A 14,904-nucleotide genomic window follows, 5' to 3' on the forward strand; every position below is an offset into this window, starting at 1 on the left:
ATCAGTCCCCTTCGACCCGCATCACACTGCTGACTTCACGAACGATGTCCATGTCGCGCAGGGTCTCCACGGTGGCCGAGAGCGCGGCGTCGGTGGCGGTGTGGGTGACCACGACGAGCTGCGCGTCACCGCCCCGGCCCTCCTGGCGGACGGTCTGGATCGACACACCGTGCTCGGAGAACGCGTGGGCCACCGCCGCCAGCACACCGGCCTTGTCGGCCACGTCCAGCGACACGTGGTAGCGGGTCATCGCGTCGCCCATCGGCCGCACGGCTCGCTGGGTGTACGACGACTCGCCGACCCCCGGCACTCCCTTGAGCCGGTTGCGCGCGGCGGACACCAGATCCCCGAGGACAGCACTGGCCGTCGGGGCGCCGCCGGCACCACGACCATAGAACATCAGCTGGCCGGCCGCTTTGGATTCCACGAAAACGGCGTTGTACGCGTCCCGGACCGAGGCCAGCGGGTGGTTCTGCGGGATCATCGCCGGGTAGACCCGGGCGCTGACCGAGTCGGTCACCTCGTCGAGCTCGCAGATCGCCAGCGACTTCACCACGCAGCCCATCTCGCGGGCCGAGGCGATGTCGGTCGCGGAGACGTCGGTGATGCCCTCGCGGTGCACGTCGGCGATCGAGACCCGGGTGTGGAACGCGAGGCTGGCCAGCAGCGCCGCCTTCGCGGCGGCGTCGAAACCCTCGATGTCGGCGGTCGGGTCGGCCTCGGCGTACCCGAGCTCCTGGGCCTCGGCCAGCGCCTCGTCGAACCCGGCGCCGGTGGAGTCCATCTTGTCGAGGATGTAGTTCGTGGTGCCGTTGACGATGCCCATCACCCGGGTCACGTCGTCACCGGCCAGCGACTCGCGCAGCGGCCGCAGGATCGGGATCGCGCCGGCCACAGCGGCCTCGAAGTACAGGTCGCGTTCGTACTTCTCGGCGGCGGCGAACAGCGTCGGCCCGTCCTCGGCCAGCAGCGCCTTGTTCGCGGTGACGACCGAGGCGCCGTGCTCGATCGCGGTCAGGATCAGCCCGCGAGCCGGCTCCAGCCCCCCGATCACCTCGATCACGAGGTCGAGGTCGCCGCGGCTGACCAGCGCCTGCGCGTCGGTCGTGATCAGCGACGGGTCGACCGCGATGTCGCGCTCGCGGCCACCCCGCCGTACGGCGATGCCCGCGATCTCCAGCGGCGCACCGACCCGGGCGGCCAGGTCGTCGGCGCGCGTGGTCAGGATCCGGACCACCTCGGTGCCGACCACGCCGCAGCCCAGCAGCGCGACCTTCAGGGGCTTCTTGTCCAGGCTCATTCGGCGGCTCCCATGTCCAGCAGCAGCAGGTCGTCCTCGGTCTCCCGCCGGACGACGACGCGGGTCTGACCGTCCTTGACCGCGATCACCGGTGGCCGCGGAACGTGGTTGTAGTTGCTCGCCATCGAGCGGCAGTACGCGCCGGTGCCCGGTACGGCGACGAGGTCGCCGGGGCCGACGTCGGAGGGCAGGAACTCGTCCTTGACGACGATGTCACCGGACTCGCAGTGCTTGCCGACCACGCGCGCGAGCGTCGGGGCGGCGTCGGAGTACCGGTTGACGAGCGTGCAGGAATAGTCGGCGTCGTACAGCGCGGTGCGGATGTTGTCGCTCATCCCGCCGTCGACCGAGACGTAGGTGCGGGAGGCGCCCGCGTCGAGCGTGACCTCCTTGACCGTGCCGACCGAGTACACCGTGCAGACGGCGGGGCCGACGATCGCGCGGCCCGGCTCGATCGAGATCCGCGGCGCCTCGACCTGGTAGGCCCGGCACTCGTGCTCGACGATCTTGGTCATCTCGGTGGCCAGCTGCGCCGGGTCGGCCGGGTCGTCCTGGGTGGTGTAGGCGATCCCGAAACCGCCGCCCAGGTCGAGCTCGGGCATGTCCACGCCGAGCTCGTCGGATACCCTTGCGTGCAAGGCGATCAGCCGCTTGGCGGCCAGCTCGAAACCGGCCGTGTCGAAGATCTGCGAGCCGATGTGCGAGTGCAGCCCGAGCAGCTGCAGCTCGGCCGCTTCGTTGACCTTGGCAACGGCTTCGAAGGCCGCGCCGGAGGTGATCGAGAAGCCGAACTTCTGGTCCTCGTGCGCGGTCGCGATGTACTCGTGGGTGTGCGCCTCGACGCCCGCGGTGACCCGGACCATCACCGGCGCGACCACGCCGCGCTCCGCGGCCAGCTCGATCAGCCGGTCGATCTCGAACAGCGAGTCGACGATGATCCGGCCGACCCCGGCCTCCAGCGCGCGGGTCAGCTCCGGCACCGACTTGTTGTTGCCGTGGAACCCCAGCCGCTTCGGGTCCGCGCCGGCGCGCAGCACGACCGCGAGCTCGCCGCCGCTGCAGATGTCGAGGTTGAGCCCCTCCTCCATCACCCAGCGCACGACCGTCGTGCAGAGGAAGGCCTTGCCGGCGTAGTACACGTCCATGTCCTTGAACGCGGTCCTGAACGCGCGCGCCCGGCTCCGGAAGTCGTCCTCGTCCAGCACGTACGCCGGGCTGCCGTGCTCGGCGACCAGGTCACGCAGGTCGACGCCACCGACGACCAGGGAGCCTTCGGCCGACTTCTTCGCCGTACCGGACCAGAGCGCCGGGACCAGGTCGTTGACGTCGCGGGGCGCCCGCAGCCACGGCGGCGCCTTGTGCCCGATGTCGGCGTGCAGCGTGCCCGCCTCGTGCGCCCTCACATCCGCTCCGGAGCGCTGACGCCGAGCAGGTCCAGCCCGTTGGCCAGGACGGTCCTGGTCGCCGAGACCAGGGTCAGGCGAGCCTTGTGCACCGGCTCCACCTCCTCGTCACCGCGCGGGAGCACCCGGCAGCTGTCGTAGAACTTGTGGAAGGCGGACGCGGTGTCCTCCAGGTAGCGGGCGATCCGGTGCGGCTCGCGCAGCTCGGCCGCCGTCGCGACGATCCGCGGGAACTCGGCCAGCGCGCGGAGCAGGTCGCCCTCGCGCTCGTGGCTGAGCAGACCCGGGTCGAACTCGTCCAGCTTGACGCCCAGATCGTCGGCGTTGCGCAGGATCGAGGCCAGCCGGGCGTGCGCGTACTGCACGTAGTACACCGGGTTCTCGCTGACCTGACGGGTCATCTCCTCGATGTCCAGCGTCAACGGGGAGTCGACCGGGTAGCGGCAGAGCGTGTAGCGGAGCGGGTCGACGCCGCCCTCCTCGACCAGCTCGGCGAGCGTGACGATCGTGCCGGCCCGCTTCGACAGCTTCATCTCCTCACCGTTCTTGAGGATCTTCACCAGCTGGCCGATCAGGATCTCGATGTTGTGCTCCGGGTCGTCACCGGCGCAGGCCGCGATCGCCTTCAGGCGGTTCACGTACCCGTGGTGGTCGGCGCCGAGCAGGTAGATCGCGACCTCGAACCCGCGCTCGCGCTTGTTCACGTAGTACGCCGCGTCCGAGGCGAAGTACGTCGGCTCGCCGTTGGACCGGATCAGCACCCGGTCCTTGTCGTCGGTGAAGTCGGTCGTGCGCATCCAGAGCGCGCCGTCCTCGTCGTACAGGTGGCCCTGGGCGCGGAGCTTCTCGATCGCGTGCCCGACACCGTCCTGCTCGTGCAGGCTGCGCTCGGAGTACCAGACGTCGAACTTGGTGCGGAAGTGCTCCAGCTGGTCCTGCTGCTCCTTGAGCTGCCGCTCGTACCCGGCCTCGCGGAAGGCGACGACCGGGTCGGTGGCCTCGAGGATGCCGGGGACCTCGGCGACGATCCGCTGCGCCAGCTCGCCGATGTACTCGCCGTGGTAACCGTCCTCGGGGATCGGCTGACCGGTCGCGGCCGCGAGCAGCGAGGCGCCGAACTTGTCCATCTGGGCGCCGCGGTCGTTCACGTAGAACTCGCGGGTGACCACCGCACCGGCCTTGGTCAGCACCCGGGCCAGCGCGTCACCGACGGCGGCCCAGCGGGTGTGCCCGAGGTGCAGCGGGCCGGTCGGGTTCGCCGAGATGAACTCGAGGTTGATCGCCTGACCCTTCAGGCTGTCACTGCTCCCGTACGCCGGGCCGGCGTCCAGGATCGACTGCGCGATCTTGCCCTGGGCATCGGCCGCGACCCGGATGTTGATGAAACCCGGGCCGGCGATCTCGACCGCGGTGATCGCGTCGTCACCGCCCAGCTTGGCCGCCAGCAGCTCGGCGAAGGCGCGCGGGTTCATCCCCGAACGTTTGCCCAGCTGCATCGCGACGTTCGTGGCGTAGTCCCCGTGCTCGGGGTTCTTGGGCCGCTCGACCTTCAGCTCGCCCGGCAACCCGCCGTCGACAGTGATGGTGCCGTCGTCGACGAGCGCGGTCAGGGCCTGCAGGATCTTCTCAGCGAGCTGTTCCGGAGTCACCCGCTCAGCCTAATGGCCCACGTCTCTGCCTCCACCTCCGCCATCCACAGGCCGGAACCCCGCGCGACCCGAGGCGTGTCTCGGTGGTCGGGTTCAGGGGGAAGGAGCTGCCGCATCCAGCCGTGCGGCAGACGCCGCGCTTGCCCGTTCCATCCGGCGGCGGGGGTGGGTGGGACTCGGCGGCGCGGTCAGACACGGAGCTGCCGCATCCAGGCGCGCAACGCCTACGCCACTCCCGCGCCGATCCAGACGCCTCCGACGGCGACGGCAGCCGCGCCTCCCCGTTCCATCCGACGGCGGTGCTGTGCAGGCCGCGGGCCTGCCTGACCAAGTCGCAGGGCCTACACCACACCTCCTCACCACCCTGCATGGTGATCGGCATCGTCGAGTGGGTGGATGCGACGCCCACCACTGTCCAAGGGGGGCGACACGCCGTGTGCAGCGGGGTTCGGTGCGGCGTGTCGTGGGGTTGGTCAGTGGTGGGTGTCGTCGGCCGGTGGTCGAGTGGGCCGGCGCCGTCCGGGCCCGGCTCGACGAGGAGTGGCCGGTCGGACCTGCGCCGTGGCCGGACGCCCACCACCCAGTAACCTCCGCGAACCGGCCCTTCGGACGGCGTGTCGCGGCGTGTCGCGCCTGATTTCGCCGCTTAGTGGGTGATGCACGTCCGCATGTCCAGCTGAGTCGAACCATGCTCGCCGGACGACCACATGCGGCCCGGCAGCCCGCGCGATGGCAGCAGGTACCAACTGCCTTCAGGGTTGCGCCCACCTCGACCGCCGGATGGAACGCGGAGGCGCGGTGGCTGCTGCGCGGCTGGACCCGTCGCTCAGGCTGGGCTGAGGCGCATGATCGCGAGGGTTTCTACGCCGTTGCCGGCGGGGTGGCGCTGGTTGACGGTGACCGTGACCACGTCGAGCTTGCCGATGCGGGCCCGGTAGCCGGGCTGCTGGCCGACGCTGCCGGCTGTGTCGGGGCCGGTGCCGGCGAAGTCGACGCCGCTGGCGGTGGCTTTGCTGACGACCAAGGTGGCGAAGCCGGCGACGCTTTGTTTCATCGGGACTCTGGTGCCGGTGCGGACGTAGATCTCGCAGGTGCCGTCTTTGCAGGTGTCGTAGTCGAAGCCGTTCTTGGCGTACGGGCCGGTGGGCTTCGGTGGGGACGTGGGGGTGGGCGACGTGCTGGACTCGTCGACGGGCGGCGCCGAGCTCGGCGTACCGGACGGGGCCGCGCCGGAGTCGGCGCCGCAGGAGGTCAGGCAGACGGTGAGAGCGGCGGCGGCCAGTGCGGTGACAGCGAGGGGCGTACTGGTTCGCATGAGGTCAGCCAAGCGTAGTGGACGGGTCACTGGCGGCAGTCTGCCACTTTCCTGCCAGGCAGCGTTCCACCTGATGGACTCACCGTGTCGCGGTGACCTGGATCCTGCTCTGCCGGACCAGTTTGGTGTCCCACGCGACGGGCTCGCCGTTGAGCTCGACCTTGACGCTGCCGCAGACGTCGCCGACGCACTTGCCGTCGTACCGGACGCCCCAGAGCTCGAAGAACTGCTTCAGCGTCGGGCGCTCGGCCGTGGTCTTGGCCTCGACGTAGACCAGGCCGTCGTCGGTGTGGGTGTGGATCGCGGCCTGCTCCGCGCGGACCCGGTCGACGCCGATCCCGGCCGGGATCTTCACCGCGCTGCCGGCGACGGTCAGCGAGACGTTCACCGTGTACGGCGTCGGGCCGCTGAAGTCGAGCGGCAGGCGTTCCATCCCGGCCTGGTCGATGTACGACACCGCGTCCCGCGGGGCGTCCCACGGCGGCGGCCCGTCCCGGGTCTCGGCCGGGCCGGGCGGGGCCGGGCCGACCTGGCAACCCGTCACCAGCACCGGCAGCGCCGCCAGTACGACGGCAGCGATCACCCGGCGGCCTGCTCTCATGGGCAGCAGGGTGTCACGGGCGTCCGGCGTACCGGACAGGTGGTCAGTCCTCGGCGGGCATCAGGACCCAGAGCACGAGGTAGATCAGGAACTGCGGGCCGGGCAGGATGCAGCTGATCACGAAGATCAGGCGCATCGTGTTCGGCGTGGTGCCGAACCGGCGGGCGAGCCCGGCGCAGACGCCGGCGATCCAGCGACCGCGGGACGGACGGACCAGAGTGGTGGAAGCCATGAGGTCGGATTTCCTTTCCGGGGTTGGCGATACGACCACTATGACGTCCGGGTCCGCCCGGTTGATCCCGCCGCGCGGAGGAGCCAGGGACCGTTCAGGGTCATCCCGGTGACGCGCACAGGGGTGCCCGATTCGGGATCTGAGCGGATCTCCTGCTACTGTTCTGCTCGTTCCTGAGCCCCCGTAGCTCAGGGGATAGAGCACCGCCCTCCGGAGGCGGGTGCGCAGGTTCGAATCCTGCCGGGGGCGCAGAAGGTACCACCGAAGGCCTGGGTCTACACCCGGGCCTTTCGTGTTTTCAGGATCTCCGCGTAGTGGTCGAGGATCACGTCTCCAGCCGCCTGCGAGAGCGGCGGTATTAGGTAGCCCGTGCGGTTACGCGATCCACCCGTCGTCGACCACGATCAGCGTCAGCCCCGAGACCCACACGTTGCCCTCAGCAACTGCACGACGTCCGCGTCGGCCAGAACAGATTGTAGTACCGCATGTCCGGAACGTGACCCCCTGATGACCGCAGCCTGTCGCTGGTTGGATGGGGCCATGACACTGCTGCACTACACGGCCTTCAGCACCGACCCGGCCGGAGGGAACCCGGCTGGGGTCGTGCTCGACGCGGCGGGGATGAGTGATGCGGAGATGCTTGCCGTCGCCGCGGAGGTCGGGTACTCGGAGACGGCCTTCCTCATGAGCGGCGCGGCCGACGGCGCGATCCCGATCAGGTACTTCTCGCCGCAAGCCGAAGTGCCGTTCTGCGGGCACGCGACGGTGGCCACTGCTGTCGCCCTGGCCGAGCGGGTGGGTCCTGGTGAGCTGACGTTCGCCACACCAGCCGGAGTGGTGCCTGTGGTGGTTGAGCAGGGTCCGGACGGGCTGCGGGCGACACTGACGAGCGTGGAGCCGTACGTCGAGGCAGCGGGCGACGTCAGCGAGGCACTGGCGTTGCTGGGCTGGCAGAGCGACCAGCTGGACGCTGCGCTGCCGCCGCGGGTTGCCTACGCGGGTGCGCGGCACCTGGTGCTCGCGGCGGCGACCCGGGAGCGGCTGGCTGCGCTGGAGTACGACTTCGACGGGCTGCGCGCGTACATGCTCGAGCACGACCTGACGACGCTGCAGCTGGTCTGGCGGGAGTCGCCGACCGTGTTCCACGTGCGCGACCCGTTCCCGGTGGGTGGCGTCGTCGAGGACCCCGCGACCGGCGCTGCTGCCGCCGCGTTCGGGGCCTACCTGCGCGAGCTCGGACTCGCCCACCCACCCGCCACCATCCAGCTCCGTCAGGGCGACGATCTCGGGCGGCCGAGCCGAATCACTGTCGAGCTACGCGACGACGACAACCGGGTGCGGGTCAGCGGGTACGCCGTACCTATGGAACCTGCCTGAGCCATTCCTCGGTGCCGAACTTCGTCACGACGCGCTCCTCGGCCTCGGCGACCGTCTCCGCGGAGATCTCGCCGGGCGCGAGGCCGTAGCGACCGCGGAAGGACGCGACCATCCGGTCGATCACGTCGGCGCGGTCCAGGCCGGTCTGGCTGCGCAGCGGGTCGACGCGTTTGGCGGCGCTCTTGGTGCCCTTGTCGGAGAGCTTCTCGCGGCCGATCCGCAGCACCTGGACCATCTTCGCGGCGTCCATGTCGTACGCCATCGTGACGTGGTGCAGCACCGCGCCACCGGCGAACCGCTTCTGCGCGGCGCCGGCGATCTTGCCGGCCGGCGAGGTGATGTCGTTGATCGGCTGGTACGTCGCTGCGATGCCGAGGTCGTTCAGCGCGCCGAGCACCCAGTCGTCGAGGAACGCGTACGACTCGACGTACGACAGGCCGGAGACCAGCGACTCGGGGACGTAGAGCGAGTAGGTGATCGTGTTGCCCGGCTCGACGAACATCGCGCCGCCGCCGCTGATCCGGCGTACGACGGTGACGTCGTGCTCGGCCGCGCCGTCGAGGTCGACCTCGTTGCGCAGCGACTGGAAACTGCCGATGATCACCGCGTTCGAGGCCCACTCCCAGACCCGCAGCGTCGGCGGCCGCTCCCCCGACCCGACCTGCTCGGTGAGCACCTCGTCGAGCGCCATCTGCAGCGCGGGCTCGCGCGGTACGTCGTGCACGAACTCCCAGGCGTGGTCGTGCCAGCCGGTCGCCCCGGTCAGCGCACGCCGGACGGCGACCGCGACCGCCTCCGGCGAGAACCCGAGCATCTCGACGCCGTCCCCGAGCACCGCGCGCACCCGCGCCGCGACCTGCGCGGCCGGCGCGTCGACCGGCGTACCGGCCAGGGCGTCGTTGATCCGCTGCAGCGCGTCGTCGGGTTCGAGAAAGAAGTCGCCGCTGATCTGCGCCTTCAGAACCGTGTCGTCCAGGACCTCGAGATCGGCCACCACGAGCTTCCCGCCCGGGACCTTGTACTCACCATGCACATCTGGACCAACCCGCGGCGTTGCCAGCATGTTCCCAGCTTCCGTTCACCTCCGGGGAAGGTTGCGGTAGCAAACCTTTTCCGTTAGTTGCCTGCTGGCAGACAAGTAACGGGCGAAGACTCCGAGGCGGTAACCGCCTACCCCCCGAGAGGTTCGCCCGACATGACCGACTTCACCCGCCGCAGGTTCCTCGGCGGCGCCGCCGGGATCGGCGCCGCCGCCGCGCTGATGCCCGCCAGCGTCCAGAAGGCCCTGGCCAGCCCGCCCCCGCGGCCGGCCAAGCTGCGCGACATCGAGCACGTCGTGATGCTGATGCAGGAGAACCGCAGTTTCGACCACTACTTCGGCACGCTGTCCGGCGTGGCCGGTTTCGACGACCCGCAGGCGATCCGGCTCTCCACCGGCCGCAACGTCTTCCACCAGCCCGACCCGGAGAACCCAGACGGCTACCTGCTGCCCTTCCACCTCGACACCCACGCCACCAACTCGCAGGCCATCCCGTCCACCAGCCACGCCTACTCGGTCCAGCACGCGGCCTGGAACGGCGGCAAGATGGACAACTGGCTGCCCGCGCACCGGGCCGCCGACAAGGCCAACGGCCCGTACGTGATGGGCTACTACACCCGCGACGACATCCCGTTCCAGTACGCACTCGCCGACGCGTTCACGATCTGCGACCAGTACTTCTGCTCGGTCCAGGGCCCGACCTGGCCGAATCGGCTGTACTGGCAGACCGGCACGGTCGACCCGGCCGGCACGCACGGCGGCCCGATCACGTCCAACTCGCTGCCGAACGGCGCGTACCGCTGGACGACGTACGCCGAACGCCTGGAGGCCGCCGGTGTGAGCTGGAAGGTCTACCAGGACTCGGTCGGGCTGAACAGCTACAACATGCTGCCGCACTTCCAGCAGTTCCAGGACGCGGCGCCGGGCTCTCCGCTGTACGAGAAGGGCATGAAGACGTCCCCGCTCGGCCAGTTCGAGTACGACGCCCTGCACGACAAGCTGCCGGCGGTGTCCTGGCTGATGACCGCCGGTGGGGTCTCGGAGCACCCGAAGGAGATGCCGGCCGCCGGCGCCGACTTCGTCGCCGCGAAGATCGCGGCGATCGCGGCCAACCCGGACGTGTGGAAGAAGACCGTCTTCATCCTCAACTACGACGAGAACGACGGCCTGTTCGACCACGTCGTCCCGCCGACCGCCCCGGCCGGTACGCCGGACGAGTACGCCCTCGACCTGCCGATCGGCGGCGGCTTCCGGGTGCCGTGCATCGTCGTGTCGCCGTGGACGGCCGGTGGCTGGGTGACCAGCCAGAAGTTCGACCACACCTCGGTGCTGCAGTTCCTGGAGAAGCTCACCGGCGTCCGCGAGCCGAACATCTCCGCATGGCGGCGCCGGACCTTCGGCGACCTGACGTCGGTCTTCCGCCAGAACCACGCCGCGAAGCCGCCGGCGCTCCCCGAGACCGGCGCCGCTCTCAACCTCGCCACCTACGAGGCCGCCCAGCTCCCCGCTCCGACCTTCCCGGGCGCCGCCCAGGTGGTCCCCCACCAGGAGCGCGGCGGCCGCCACCGCCTCTGATCAACCGGGGAGGCGCCGCCCGCTGATCCTCAGCAACAGGTTCTCGGCGGTGTCCTCCTCCACTTCCCCGGTGCCCAGGCTCCAGTCGAGATCGGTCGCCTGGAGTCTGGTGCCGGTGAGGTCGACGCCGGAGTACTTCAGCTGTTTCTCGCCGGCGCCGGCGAGGACGACGGCCAGGCGGTCGAGGGGGACGTGGCGATCGATGCCGAGGGCAACGGTGAGGTCGAGGCCGTGGATGACGTCGTGGGAGAGGGCCCCTTCGTAGCCGCCGCCCGGAGGTTTCCACTGGTGGTGGATATTGTCCTCGAGGGTCTTGGTCAGCTCGTCGGCGGCGAGCGCGGCCGCGTCGGCGGCGGCCTGGCGGTTGGCCAGGCGGTTGAAGTTGCGGCGGCTCTTGAGCATCCCGAGCAGGAAGCGCGGAGTGCTGTAGCGGTACGGCATGACGATGTGGGCCACCAGCTCGCGGACCCGCCAGCCCTCGCACAGGGTCGGGCGGTCCCAGTCCGCGGCGGAGAGGTTGCGGAGTACGGCGACCAGGTCGGTGCGCTCGGCGGCGATGGTGCTCTGGATGTCGGTCATGCCCTACCGACGAACAGGGGCGCGGCTAGACGGACACCTGGTCGAGCCGACGCTGCAGGTAGGCCTGCTCGGCCTCTGACTTGGTCAGCGCGAGCGCAGCTCGGTAGGCCTCGGCTGCCTCGGTGAAGCGGCCCAGCCGGCGCAGGAAGTCGGCTCTGGTCGCTGCCAGCAGGTAGTACCCGTCCAGCTCGTCCAGCAGCCGCAGACCGATCGCGGGACCGTCCGCCATCCCGATGGCCACAACCCGGTTGAGTGCCACGACAGGTGTCTGCTGCAGCTGCCCGTAGAGCGCAGCGATCTGCGGCCAGTCGGTGTCAGCAGCGGTCGGCGCAGTCGCATGACAGGCGGCGATCGCTGCCTGGATCTGGTACGGCCCAGGACGCCTGCGACGCAGTACGGCGTCCAGCAGCTCGGTGCCCTCGGTGATCTCGTCCAGGTGCCAGCGGCTGCGGTCCTGTTCCTCCAGCGTCACCAGTACGCCGCCGGCCGAGCGCGTGTCCCGCCGTGCGTTGTGCAGCAGCATCAGGGCGAGCAGCCCGCCCGCCTCCGGCTCGTCGGGCATCAGCCGGACCAGCAGACGCGCCAGCCGGATCGCCTCGGTCGCCAGCTCACGGCGTACGAGCTCAGCGCCCGCGGTAGCGCTGTACCCCTCGTTGAAGAGCAGGTACAGCACAGCCAGTACGGCGGGTGTCCGCTCCGGCAGCAGGTGGTCCGGCGGCACCCGGTACGGGATGCCCGCGTGCTTGATCTTCTGCTTCGCCCGAGTGAGCCGCTCGGACATCGCCTCCTCCCCCACCAGGAAGGCCCGGGCAATCTCCGCCGTCGAGAGCCCGGCCAGCGTGCGCAGTGTCAGCGCGACTCGCGTCTCCATCGCCAGCGCAGGGTGGCAGCAGGTGAACATCAGCCGCAACAGGTCGTGCTCGGGCTCTTCGGGCCAGTCCATCGTCACCGCCACCTCCCGCAGCTTCGCAGCCCCGACCGCCTCGCGCCGCATCCAGTCGATCGCCCGGCGCCTGGCCGTGGTCGTCAGCCACGCCCCCGGCTTGTCCGGTACGCCGTCCTCCGGCCAGGTCCGCAGCGCCGCCGCGAACGCCTCCTGCACGCACTCCTCGGCCACCTCCCAGTCGCCGGTGACCCGGATCAGCGTCGCCAGCACCTGGCTCCACTCCTCCCGGAACACCCGGTCCAGCTGGTCGGCGACACTCACCCGAACGGCCCCTCCAGCACCGGGCGGATCTCGATCGTCCCGTACGCCGCCGCCGGGTGCTTGCCGGCGATCTCGATCGCCTCGTCCAGGTCCGCGCACTCGATCAGCACGAACCCACCGATCTGCTCCTTGGTCTCCGCGAACGGCCCGTCGGTCAGCAGCAGCTCGTCGTCCCGGACCCGGACCGTCGTCGCCTCCTGCGGCGGCCGCAACCCGGCGCCCCCGCGGACCACGCCGCGCTCCTCCATCTCCTCCGACCAGCCTCCGCACCCGTCCTGCGCGTGCTCCTCGGCCGTCTCGTCGCCACAGATCATCAGCAAGTACTTCATCCGGACTCCTCTCCACCCCACCGACGAACGGGGAAAGTCGTTCCGGACACACGGTACGCAAACGGCCTGCTGAACATCGGCTGAACTGCGAGGCCGGGAGGGTCCGCGTGCCTACACTGAATCCGTTTGTGGTGTGCCATCCGTAGGAGGACCGATGCCCGACTCCCGTACCCAGACGATCGCCTACCCCGCGCCCGGTGCGCGACCGTCGCGACGGGACCTGGAGCCGCTCGCGCCGCACGTGATCGTGCTGTTCGGGGCCACCGGCGACCTGGCCAAGCGCAAGCTGCTGCCGGGCCTGGCCTACCTGCAGCAGAACCGGTTCGCGCCCGACGTCCGGATCATCGGGACGGCGACCGAGGAGCTGACCACCGACGAGTTCCGGGCCCGCGCGCGGCTGGCCATCGACACCTTCGGGACGCACAAGATCACCGAGGAGGAGTGGGAGCAGTTCTCCACCCGCCTCAGCTACGTGCCGACCACGGCCGGGCCGGCGGCGCTGGCCGCCGCGGTGAAGGAGGCCGAGACGCTGCTCGGCCCGGACACCTGCCGCCTGCACTACCTGTCGGTGCCGCCGAAGGCCGCGCACTCGGTGATCGAGATGCTGCGCGACGCCGACCTGGTCGACCGGGCCCGGGTGGTGATGGAGAAGCCGTTCGGTGACGACCTGGCCAGCGCGATCGAGCTGAACGACTTCGTGCACGAGACCTTCGACGAGTCGCAGATCTTCCGGATCGACCACTTCCTCGGCAAGGAGGCGGCGCAGAACATCCTGGCCTTCCGGTTCGCCAACGGGCTGTTCGAGCCGATCTGGAACCGCAACTTCATCGACCACATCCAGATCGACATCCCCGAGGAGCTCGGGCTCGACCAGCGCGCGACGTTCTACGAGCCGACCGGCGCGTTCAAGGACATGGTCGTCACGCATGTGCTGCAGGTGCTCGCGTTCGTCGCGATGGAGCCGCCGACGGCGCTGGAGCCGCGGGCCATCTCGGAGGAGAAGAACAAGGTCTTCCGGTCGATGCTGCCGATCCAGCCGGCCGACGTCGTCCGGGGTCAGTACGGCGGCTACCGCGCCGAGGCCGGGGTGGCGCCGGACTCCGACACCGAGACGTTCATCGCGATGAAGGTCGGGATCGACAACTGGCGCTGGGCCGGCGTGCCGTTCTACCTGCGGACCGGCAAGAAGATGGCCGAGGGGATGCGGATCATCTCGATCGCCTTCAAGGAGGCGCCGAAGACGATGTTCCCGGCCGGCTCCGGCGTCGGGGCGCAGGGCCCGGACCACCTGACCTTCGACCTGGCCGACTCGTCGCGGGTGTCGCTGTCGTTCTACGGCAAGCGGCCCGGGCCGGGGATGCGGCTGGAGAAGCTGTCGATGCAGTTCTCGACCCAGGAGACCGAGTCGGCGGCCGACGTACTGGAGGCGTACGAGCGGCTGATCCTGGACGCGATGCGCGGCGACCACACGCTGTTCACGACCGCCGAGGGCATCGAGTCGCTGTGGGAGAACTCGACGCTCCTGCTCGAGGACCCGCCGCCGGTGAAGCCGTACGCGCCGGGCACCTGGGGGCCGAACGCGATCCACCAGCTGATCGCTCCGCGGGCCTGGCGGCTGCCGTTCGAGCGGGAGTGGCGCGAGCAGAAGAGCTAGACGGGCCGGCGCAGGTCGTCGATCGCCGCCGTCAGCGCGGTCTCCAGGTAGTTCATCCGGTCGGTCGCGACCAGCATCGTGGCGCCGCCGTTGATCGCGGTGAGGATCGCGGTGGCGCTGCGGACCGGATCCACCGCTTCGCTGATCTCGCCGGAAGCGCGCAGTGCTTCGACGCCGTCGACCAGGTACTGCAGCCAGCGGTCGAGCATGTCGCCGACGATCTGCCGGGTCGTCGTGTCCCCCAACCCGAGCTGACCGACCAGCGCCGACAGCGCGCAGCCTTCGCGCTGCTCGTCGTACATCTTGAGAACGCGGCGTCGCCAGGCCTGCCACTTGCGCCAGGTGGTCAGCTCGCCGAGCTGCGGCATCTGCTCGGCGATCACCTGCTCGGCCTCGTGGCGCGCGACCGCCAGCATCAGGTCGGACTTGCCGTCGGGGAAGTAGTGGAACAGCTGGCTCTTGCTGGTCGACGTCGCGGCCCGGATGTCGTCCAGCCCGACGTTCACCACGCCCTGCTCGCGGATCAGCTGCGCGGCCCCGTCGACGATCCGCTGCCGGGTCGCAGCGCCCTTCGCGGTCAGCACTCGCTCCTCCATGCCTCGAGTGTACTGGACCGCCCAGTTCAGACGTCTGGACCGACGGGT

At 70.1% G+C, this 14,904-nt stretch carries 14 protein-coding genes and 1 tRNA gene; 4 read left to right on the forward strand and 11 right to left on the reverse strand.

Features of this window, described 5'->3' with window-relative positions:
* Nucleotide 1: 1 nt before the first annotated feature.
* From AB0M01_RS00810 to AB0M01_RS00835, 6 genes are all read right to left on the reverse strand, one after another.
* Nucleotides 2-1,300: a homoserine dehydrogenase gene (locus tag AB0M01_RS00810; RefSeq protein WP_363664754.1), complete on the reverse strand. Its 1,299-nt coding sequence runs from the start codon at nt 1,298-1,300 to the stop codon at nt 2-4.
* On the reverse strand, nt 1,297-2,703 hold the full coding sequence (gene lysA / locus AB0M01_RS00815) for a diaminopimelate decarboxylase (protein ID WP_363664755.1): 1,407 nt from the start codon (nt 2,701-2,703) through the stop codon (nt 1,297-1,299). The genes AB0M01_RS00810 and lysA overlap by 4 nt, the downstream gene beginning before the upstream one ends.
* Nucleotides 2,700-4,352, reverse strand: a complete 1,653-nt coding sequence (gene argS, locus AB0M01_RS00820; RefSeq protein WP_363664756.1) for an arginine--tRNA ligase — start codon at nt 4,350-4,352, stop codon at nt 2,700-2,702. Before argS ends, lysA begins: the two co-directional genes overlap by 4 nt.
* 826 nt (nt 4,353-5,178) lie before the next feature.
* Complete coding sequence (locus AB0M01_RS00825) at nt 5,179-5,667, reverse strand: hypothetical protein (protein ID WP_363664757.1); 489 nt, start codon at nt 5,665-5,667, stop codon at nt 5,179-5,181.
* A gap of 79 nt (nt 5,668-5,746) precedes the next feature.
* Nucleotides 5,747-6,268: a hypothetical protein gene (locus AB0M01_RS00830; protein WP_363664758.1), complete on the reverse strand. Its 522-nt coding sequence runs from the start codon at nt 6,266-6,268 to the stop codon at nt 5,747-5,749.
* A 43-nt stretch (nt 6,269-6,311) separates the two neighbouring features.
* A complete protein-coding gene (locus tag AB0M01_RS00835) occupies nt 6,312-6,500 on the reverse strand; it encodes a PspC domain-containing protein (RefSeq protein ID WP_363664759.1) in 189 nt (62 codons plus the stop codon).
* Between the two features lie 177 nt (nt 6,501-6,677).
* On the opposite strand from AB0M01_RS00835, the gene AB0M01_RS00840 reads away from it, so the two are divergent.
* Both AB0M01_RS00840 and AB0M01_RS00845 read left to right on the forward strand, forming a co-directional pair.
* A tRNA-Arg gene (locus AB0M01_RS00840) sits at nt 6,678-6,749 on the forward strand.
* Nucleotides 6,750-7,040: 291 nt separating this feature from the next.
* Nucleotides 7,041-7,877, forward strand: coding sequence for a PhzF family phenazine biosynthesis isomerase (locus tag AB0M01_RS00845; protein WP_363664760.1), 837 nt, complete (start codon nt 7,041-7,043; stop codon nt 7,875-7,877).
* On the opposite strand, the gene AB0M01_RS00850 is transcribed toward AB0M01_RS00845, so the two are convergent.
* Nucleotides 7,861-8,940, reverse strand: coding sequence for a biotin/lipoate A/B protein ligase family protein (locus tag AB0M01_RS00850; RefSeq protein ID WP_363664761.1), 1,080 nt, complete (start codon nt 8,938-8,940; stop codon nt 7,861-7,863). The genes AB0M01_RS00845 and AB0M01_RS00850 overlap by 17 nt on opposite strands.
* A gap of 132 nt (nt 8,941-9,072) precedes the next feature.
* On the opposite strand from AB0M01_RS00850, the gene AB0M01_RS00855 reads away from it, so the two are divergent.
* Nucleotides 9,073-10,491 carry an alkaline phosphatase family protein gene (locus tag AB0M01_RS00855; RefSeq protein WP_363664762.1) on the forward strand — a complete coding sequence of 473 codons (1,419 nt, stop codon included), beginning with the start codon at nt 9,073-9,075 and terminating at the stop codon, nt 10,489-10,491.
* Here the strand turns inward: AB0M01_RS00855 and AB0M01_RS00860 are convergent, their stop codons facing one another.
* Genes AB0M01_RS00860 through AB0M01_RS00870 form a run of 3 tightly spaced genes read right to left on the reverse strand, consistent with a single transcriptional unit; the run spans nt 10,492 to nt 12,606 of the window.
* Nucleotides 10,492-11,070 carry a maleylpyruvate isomerase family mycothiol-dependent enzyme gene (locus AB0M01_RS00860; RefSeq protein ID WP_363664763.1) on the reverse strand — a complete coding sequence of 193 codons (579 nt, stop codon included), beginning with the start codon at nt 11,068-11,070 and terminating at the stop codon, nt 10,492-10,494.
* A gap of 25 nt (nt 11,071-11,095) precedes the next feature.
* Nucleotides 11,096-12,277 carry a sigma-70 family RNA polymerase sigma factor gene (locus AB0M01_RS00865; RefSeq protein ID WP_363664764.1) on the reverse strand — a complete coding sequence of 394 codons (1,182 nt, stop codon included), beginning with the start codon at nt 12,275-12,277 and terminating at the stop codon, nt 11,096-11,098.
* Nucleotides 12,274-12,606 carry a YciI family protein gene (locus AB0M01_RS00870; RefSeq protein ID WP_363664765.1) on the reverse strand — a complete coding sequence of 111 codons (333 nt, stop codon included), beginning with the start codon at nt 12,604-12,606 and terminating at the stop codon, nt 12,274-12,276. Before AB0M01_RS00870 ends, AB0M01_RS00865 begins: the two co-directional genes overlap by 4 nt.
* A 154-nt stretch (nt 12,607-12,760) precedes the next feature.
* Between AB0M01_RS00870 and zwf the strand changes: the two genes are divergently transcribed.
* Complete coding sequence (gene zwf / locus AB0M01_RS00875; RefSeq protein ID WP_363664766.1) at nt 12,761-14,260, forward strand: glucose-6-phosphate dehydrogenase; 1,500 nt, start codon at nt 12,761-12,763, stop codon at nt 14,258-14,260.
* Here zwf and AB0M01_RS00880 read toward each other — a convergent pair.
* Nucleotides 14,257-14,856 (reverse strand): TetR/AcrR family transcriptional regulator, encoded by a 600-nt coding sequence (locus tag AB0M01_RS00880; protein WP_363664767.1) that lies wholly within the window; start codon nt 14,854-14,856, stop codon nt 14,257-14,259. The two genes, zwf and AB0M01_RS00880, sit on opposite strands and share 4 nt — an antisense overlap.
* Nucleotides 14,857-14,904: the final 48 nt, after the last annotated feature.

The sequence above is a fragment of the Kribbella sp. NPDC051770 genome, assembly GCF_040681455.1.
In the GTDB taxonomy this organism is placed as follows: Bacteria; Actinomycetota; Actinomycetes; order Propionibacteriales; family Kribbellaceae; genus Kribbella.